Here is a 7,419-nt window from a genome sequence, read left to right as displayed (position 1 = left end):
TTGACAAAGGCTGTTTTCGTTATCTTTGCTCCTATGGAACAAGGGGGTGATTTCCGCTCCAGGATGCTCGCTTTCCGTGGGGCGGGCGGTGAGCCTCACAAGCAAAGTTTGCGGGGTCTCACTTTCGCGCTAGTCCCACAGGAGTCTCGCACCTTACACTCCAATCAACACGGTATAACAACAGGATTGCTTCACAGAACATATTAAAAAACAACATTCTTTAAGAAAAGAGCCTAAAGTTTATATCCCCATGCAATAAAAGTGCCCTCTTTGGCTGCAAGAGGGCACTTTGCGCAAACTAATGCAGAATGTTTGCGTTTACATGATGAATTCTTTTTTTTTTGAGAACCGAATCCAGTTCAGCTTCCAATATATTTAAGGAAGCATCATACAAATGCTTTTCGTCAGAGGTTTTGAATACTCCCTGGGCCAGCAGCTGCTCAATCAGCCAAGTTTTCCTGTTTTCATTTATAGGGACAGTTTCTTTCATTCTAAATTTTCCTTTCATATGCTGGTAAATGATGCTGCTAAGCTTAGCAGGCCTGCTCTTTTAAAATAGTCGGCTTCTTTGGAATTCAAAAAGAGCAGGCCTTTAACTTTTAAGCTTTATTTAAATAAGCAGCACCAAAGTTTATATACCTTTTATTGCGTCATTCTAAACATCTTTACTGCACATTATAAAATGAAACTTCCCGCAGATGCAATTTAACCCAGATTCAGCATTTAAATGTCTGATAACAGCATGCATTCCAGGCTTAAGGCTGCCTATCCTCTTGCCAGTTCAGTATTTTTTGTTTCCTTGCCAAATATCAGTACGACTGCCGCACCGGCAAAAACAGAAATGGTAAAAATGGTGAAAATTGCTGACACAGATACTTCTCTTTCAAGCAGATAGCCGGCTGCAAGCGGGCCTAAAATGCCGCCTACCCTTCCAAAGGAAGCAGCCATTCCTGATCCGGTTCCTCTAAATGATGTTGGATATTGTTCGGGTGTATAAGCATACATCGCTCCCCAAGCTCCGAGATTAAAGAAAGAAAGAAAAATTCCAGACGTAATCAAAGAAGGCAAATTTGCTGCATGTCCAAAAAAGTATGCACTAGCAGCCGTGCCTAACAAGTATGTAACCAAAACAAACTTCCGTCCTGCCTTTTCAATAAGCCATGCTGCCGTAAAGTATCCAGGAAGCTGGGCAAGAGTCATAATCAAGACATATTCAAAGCTTTTGATCAAACTGAAGCCTTTCAGCACCATTACGCTTGGAAGCCATAAAAACATTCCATAATAAGAAAAGACGACACAAAACCAAAGTATCCATAATACAAGGGTCTGGCGCAAATATTCTTTTCCCCACACCTTCTTCATATTTTGCATAACGGATGATTTCTGCTGTGGTTCCAGGCTTTCATACCGCGGTGAATCAGGTAAACTCCAGCGCAGATATAAGGTATACAGTGCAGGAATGGCACTAAGAATAAGCGCAATTCTCCAGCCGTAATGAGGAATGACAAAATAAGAAATCAAGGCTGCCGCAATCCATCCGATTGCCCAAAAGCTTTCAAGCAATACGACGACTTTTCCTCTCTGGTGAGCGGGAACACTTTCAGATACCAATGTGGAGGCAACTGGAAGCTCTCCGCCAAGTCCCATTCCAATAAAGAACCTTAAAATTAAAAATACTGCAAGTGTAGTTGCAGCTGCTGATAAACCGCTGCCAATAGAGAAAAACAATAAAGTAACAATAAAGATATTCTTGCGTCCTGCTTTATCAGAAAGAGACCCAAACAACAATGCTCCAACTGCCATGCCAATAGAATTGACACTTCCTATCCAGCCCATTTGCCCTGCTGTTAAGCCCCACTCTTGCTTCAGAGCTACTATAATAAATGAAAGCATTCCAACATCCATCGCATCAAAAAGCCAGCCTAATCCTGCAACTGCAAGCAGTCTTTTTTCCGAAATCTTCTTTTCCATAAAACCCTCCCATTGACGGATCATTTATCTTGTTTCAGGTATATTTACATTAAAACCTGCTTCCCTTATTCTACCTGCACTTATTCATTTATACCATAAAGCTTTTTTGAAATAGAAATTAACTTTATTATGGCATTATCTTTTTGCCTGCTCCCTATGATGGTTTTAATAATGTCTGTATACGGCCTTATTTTAACGGCCTCACGACAGGAATTACTGGCTCTATCTTCGGAGCATATATAAAAACAGCTTGTCTGAACTTTATCACGGCTCTGCCTTCACAGTTGTTAATTGTTGGACAGATATCACGCTGGCTGCTTGCCAAATATATTAAACCATCTGCTTTAACATCTTAATAGGGTGTAAGCGAGTGTTTGGGTTTCATCAGCTGATTAATTTTGCTGCGTCTAAATCTCTTAATATCCAGAACTTTTTATCCTAATAACCTGAACAAAAGAACGTAAAAGACACAGAGCAGCTTCTAAAAACAGCCTGTGTATTCCAATCCTGGATTACAAGGCTGTTTTTGAATGGCTGCCTGGATAGTATATATTATGCTATTTTTTGACCATTAAATACATAAAATACGGTGCACCTATTACTGTTACGATGATACCTGCCGGAATTCCGCTGGGATCTAAGATAACTCTTCCAACAGTATCAGCAGCTAAAAGCAGGATTGCTCCTATCAAGGCAGCAATCGGCAGGAATGTCTGATGCCTGGGCCCGACAAGCCCCCTGGATATATGAGGTGCCATGAGACCTATAAAGGCAATGCCTCCGCTTACAGAAACGGATGCTGAAGCAAGGGCAACAGAAATAAAAATCAGCACCACTCTTTCCTTTTCTACACGGACACCAAGTCCAATAGATATATGTTCATTTAAACTCAAGGTGTTTAATACATTTGATTTAATAAAAACGTAAGGCAAGAGCAAGACAATCCACGGAAGCAAAGCCAGAACGAATATCCAGTCATCTCCCCAAATTCTTCCCGCCAGCCAGTTAGCAAAAAAGTCATATTGCTGACGTTCCAATCTTATTGATAACGTTAAAAGCGCTCCGTACAGAGCAGCCGCCATCCCTACACCTATCAATACCAGTGTGGAGGGGTCAATGCCCCCCCCTTTCTTATATGCCATAAAATAGATGACTAACGCTGTCAAAACCCCTCCGATTAGAGCAATAAACGGAAGTATGTATATAAAATTTGAAGATTCAGCAGAAAAGAACATAACATAAATAACTACCATCAGGCCAGAGCCTGCATTGATTCCGAGTATTCCCGGCTCTGACAGAGGATTTCTGGTTATGCTCTGAAGAATCGCACCTGATACCGCCAGCCCTGCTCCTGCAAGAACAGCAATCATGATTCTTGGCAAGCGAAAACCAAATAAAATGAGGTTTTCTCTATCAGTGCCCTGCCCGATTATTGTCCGGCCAAGCTGTGAGGGAGTTAAAGAAACATATCCAGTCGCCACACTTATAACAAAAACCAAAATCAGGCAGACAAAAGAAGATATCATTATGATTCTGTTCCTTTTTTGTTTTTCAACTTGTATCATGAGAGCCTTTTCCCCCTTTTTCTTGCAAGATAAAGGAAAAAAGGAACGCCGATTATGGATACAACGGCACCCATAGGAGTCTCGTAAGGTATATTAACCATTCTAGCCGCTGTGTCGGCCACAACCATGAGTATACTGCCAAAAATGGCCGTGCAGGGGATGATCCACCGATAATCAGTCCCGACTAGGAAACGGACAACATTAGGCACGATTAAACCCGCAAAGGCAATAGGGCCAACAAGTGACACTGAGGCTCCTGCCAGAACAAGCACAACGATCATCAGGACCGTTTTTGTAAAAACAGTACGCTGCCCCAAGCCTTTTGCCATTTCTTCACCGAAACTTAAAACGGTCAATCCTCTTGAGAACATGAGTGCAATTAGAATCCCTGAAATAATAATAGGAAAGACCAATTTCAGCTGAAACCAGGTAGTTCCGGATACTCCTCCGGCTGACCAGAATGCAAGATCCTGAGATAATTTAAAAAAGATTGCAATACCTTCACCTAACGCAGACAATAAAGCGGAAACGGCCGCTCCTGCAAGCGTAATTCGCAATGGGGTCATCCCTTTGCGGTTTAATGAGCTTAAGCCAAAGACCATACCTGCTCCAAGGCCTGCTCCAAGAAACGATATGAACATGATGGCTATGAAGCCTGCACCGGAGAAAAAAGCAAAAACAATCGCAAGTGCCAGACTGGCTCCAGCATTTAACCCTAGTAACCCGGGATCAGCAAGGGGATTCCTTGTCATCCCCTGCATGATTGCCCCGCTGACAGCAAATCCGGCTCCCGTAATGGCGGCTCCTAATTCCCTCGGAAGCCTTAACCCGGCAATAATTTGATCGGCTCTTCTGGCATGATCATATGAAAATACAGATTTCCAAACTGACAAAAAGTCTATGTTGGCTGCCCCGACAGAAACCGCTAAAATCATGCTGCCTATAAGTAATATGGACCCTAAAGCCAAAATGGATATACCTAACGCAGGTCTTGAATACACCTTGCTTTTTTGATCTGTTTCGGATTTATTCATCATCATTAGCTAGTTCCTTTTCAGTTACTTAACTTTAGTCAGGGCTTTTACAATATAGTCCATCTCTTTTTCAAGGGAAATCGGATCATTGAAGTAAAAAGATTTGGAATCAAATTTTATGACGCGGCCGTTTTTCACTGCGGGTATTTGTTTCCAGGCATCAGTTTTCATAAATGAGTTATTCGCAGTAGAAGCCCCTTCGCCTACAAAGATATAGTCTCCTGCATATTCAGGAATCAGTTCGGCAGAAATCGCCTTATATCCAGGCCCCATAACATCTTTGTTTAACCGATCATTTCCTTTTAAACCCAGTGCCTGATAGATGACTTCCGTACCCCGGCCCCAGTTCTTCCCATAAACATACATATCTTTTCCGTAGGTCTCAAAAACCATGGCAGTTGCATCTTCTCCGATTGCTTTTTGTACTTTTTTCTTTTCGGTTTCTGCTTGATCATTCCATTCGGAAACCCATTTTCTTGCTTCTTTTTCTTTTCCGACAATTTTCCCTATTTCAATATGCTGATCAAGGTAGTTGTACTTATCGTAAGTTAAAACAGCTGTCGGGGCTATTTCAGAATATTTTTTAAGATTTTTGTCATCAGAATATGTAATGATTAAATCGGGTTTTAATGCCAAGAGCTTCTCCATGGAATCTGCTGTTACAACTTCTGCATGATCCAGTTTGTGTCCATAAAACTTATTTGTCTTTGGATATTCATTGACTGCAATTGGCGTTATGCCGAGCGCAAGCAGGTTTCCTGCATACGTTGCTGCCAGCATAGCGACTCGTTTCGGCTTGGCGGGTACTTTTACATCACCTTTTTCACCATGATAAATTCTGGTTTCCGGGGCCGCATCAGATGTTACATCACTTTTTTTCTCCTTTTCCGATTGGCCGCCGCACGCCGTGAGTAACCCAATCATTAACACTGCAATTATACTTAATAAAGATTTTCTGTTTTTTCGCATACTATTCATCTCCAAATTCTTAGTCATTTTTTTGCCTCATACATATGTAATTCTGCCTTTAGATGACAACCACTTCTGGAACTTTATGTGAGTTTATTAGATTATAAGTGGAGCAGATTGGCTTATTTGTCCTGGGATCAGTGCCAATCACAGCATCTATGTTAAAGGCGAGGCGCAGAACCTCTGGAGTCATGACCTCTTCTGCTGTTCCTTCTTTTATGATTGAACCATCCTTTAAGGCAACGATATGGTCCGCGAAACGGGCGGCGTGGTTCAAATCGTGAATAACCATGACGATGGTGCGCTTTTCTGCTTCATTTAAGTACCGAAGAAGCTCCAATACCTCTAACTGATGTGATAAATCCAGATAGGTTGTTGGTTCATCCAGAAGAATAATATCGGTTTCCTGTGCTAATGCCATGGAGATCCATACCTTTTGTCTTTGACCTCCAGAAAGCGCATCCACCGTTTTGTCTCTAAATGCATGAATCCCTGTAACCCCAAGAGCCCATTCGACCACTTCTTTATCTTTATCATTCCTTCTCCCAATGCCCCTTTGATAAGGAAACCTTCCGTAGGAAACCAATTCTGAAACAGTCAGGCCTTCCGGGGCATCCGGTGACTGAGGCAGTATCGCCATTTCTTGAGCGATTTTTTTAGTAGACTTCTTGCTGATTTCTTTTCCATCCAGATATACTGCACCGGACTTTGCCGAAAGTATCCGGGAAAGTGTCTTTAATACGGTGGACTTTCCGCAGCCGTTCGGCCCAATAACAGCTGTAATTTTCCCGTCTGGAATTTCCAGGCTCAGATTTTCTACAATCTCATGATCACCGTATACAATTTTTAAATTCTCAGTATATAGTCTCGACACCGGTAATCCCTCCCTGCTTTTATTGAAAATTAATCAATCTTTCACCTCAATTGCATGTTAAGTCTCACGGTGTAATTGATAACGATTATCATTATCAATTTTGTTTTATTATAATGCAGCTCTACAAACCCGTCAATATATGAATAGGTATTTTCTGAATTTATCAGCACCTATCTATGCTCCAATTTCGATGGCGTAAGAAGATAGATAACCAGGAAAGGATTAATTTTGCACGACACTATGAATTTCATCTTTAATCTTATTCAGTTTCCTGCCGCTTCTCATGTATACTTAAACCATATATTCTTAAAAAGGGGGATATTTTACATGAATGCCGTTGATTCTATTATTTTAAATTTTAATGAAGTCAGAAGAAGAAGTATAAAGGTGTGGACCTCTATTCCTGCTGACCGGCTTCAATGGAGGCCAGACAGCGAAGCTATGAATTGTCTGGAAATGATCAGACATGTATTAGAAAGTGAACATTATTATCACCTGGCCATCAAAAATCAAGGCAGTCTAACTGAGTTTCATTCGCCTTTTGAAAATCGCCCCTATACTACAGCAGAGTCAGAAATCAGTTTTGCAGAACCTTACCGAAAACAGTTTATGGATACAATCAGGTCATTTTCAGAAAATGATTTAGAGAATATAAAAATTGACCGCTCTGATGCAGGATATATCAGAAATTTAGGAGATATGTTATTACGAGTGGCATATCACGAAACAATACATACCGGACAGCTGCTAGACTATTTAAGAACGGCTGGAATACCTAGGATTAACATTTGGGACTAAGAAGAAAAAAGGGTGCGGCATAAAAAAAATGCAGCACCCTTTTTGCAGTATATTATGAGTCTGTTACATTCCGATTTTTTTAAAGGCTCTTTTCTTAAAGATTGTTGTTTTTAATGAGTTCTGAGAGGTAATTTCATTATTAAATGAGGTTGATTGAAGTGCAAGGTGCGAGACTCCTGCGGGATTAGCGGGAAGGTGAGACCCCGCA

General features: G+C 41.2%; 8 protein-coding genes. 2 read left to right on the top strand and 6 right to left on the bottom strand.

All coding sequences use genetic code 11. From position 1 onward, the window contains the following. Positions 1–298 precede the first annotated feature (298 nt). Positions 299–490: a Fur-regulated basic protein FbpA gene (locus BIV59_RS21405; protein ID WP_071353486.1), complete on the bottom strand. Its 192-nt coding sequence runs from the start codon at positions 488–490 to the stop codon at positions 299–301. 275 nt (positions 491–765) lie between these two features. Beyond that, positions 766–1,971, bottom strand: a complete 1,206-nt coding sequence (locus BIV59_RS21400) for an MFS transporter (protein WP_071353485.1) — start codon at positions 1,969–1,971, stop codon at positions 766–768. A gap of 143 nt (positions 1,972–2,114) precedes the next feature. Between BIV59_RS21400 and BIV59_RS24590 the strand changes: the two genes are divergently transcribed. After that, on the top strand, positions 2,115–2,327 hold the full coding sequence (locus BIV59_RS24590; protein ID WP_481747456.1) for a DUF2798 domain-containing protein: 213 nt from the start codon (positions 2,115–2,117) through the stop codon (positions 2,325–2,327). Positions 2,328–2,528: 201 nt separating this feature from the next. Here BIV59_RS24590 and BIV59_RS21395 read toward each other — a convergent pair whose 3' ends face one another. From BIV59_RS21395 to BIV59_RS21380, 4 genes are read right to left on the bottom strand one after another with little or no spacing between them, the layout of a single operon-like run. Continuing rightward, entirely contained in the window at positions 2,529–3,536 is a 1,008-nt protein-coding gene (locus BIV59_RS21395; RefSeq protein WP_071353484.1) for a FecCD family ABC transporter permease, read from the bottom strand. Beyond that, the gene (locus BIV59_RS21390) at positions 3,533–4,576 is read right to left on the bottom strand and encodes a FecCD family ABC transporter permease (protein WP_071353483.1); all 1,044 of its coding nucleotides are present in this window, start codon (positions 4,574–4,576) and stop codon (positions 3,533–3,535) included. Before BIV59_RS21390 ends, BIV59_RS21395 begins: the two co-directional genes overlap by 4 nt. An 18-nt stretch (positions 4,577–4,594) precedes the next feature. Then, positions 4,595–5,566: an iron-hydroxamate ABC transporter substrate-binding protein gene (locus tag BIV59_RS21385; RefSeq protein WP_240501968.1), complete on the bottom strand. Its 972-nt coding sequence runs from the start codon at positions 5,564–5,566 to the stop codon at positions 4,595–4,597. A 31-nt stretch (positions 5,567–5,597) separates the two neighbouring features. Next, positions 5,598–6,413 carry an ABC transporter ATP-binding protein gene (locus BIV59_RS21380; RefSeq protein ID WP_071353481.1) on the bottom strand — a complete coding sequence of 272 codons (816 nt, stop codon included), beginning with the start codon at positions 6,411–6,413 and terminating at the stop codon, positions 5,598–5,600. A gap of 327 nt (positions 6,414–6,740) precedes the next feature. Between BIV59_RS21380 and BIV59_RS21375 the strand changes: the two genes are divergently transcribed. Beyond that, positions 6,741–7,211: a DinB family protein gene (locus BIV59_RS21375; protein WP_071353480.1), complete on the top strand. Its 471-nt coding sequence runs from the start codon at positions 6,741–6,743 to the stop codon at positions 7,209–7,211. Positions 7,212–7,419 lie beyond the last annotated feature (208 nt).

The organism is Bacillus sp. MUM 13, assembly GCF_001866725.1.
Taxonomy (GTDB): Bacteria; Bacillota; Bacilli; order Bacillales; family DSM-1321; genus Peribacillus.
This window is presented reverse-complemented; position numbering and strand designations above follow the sequence as displayed.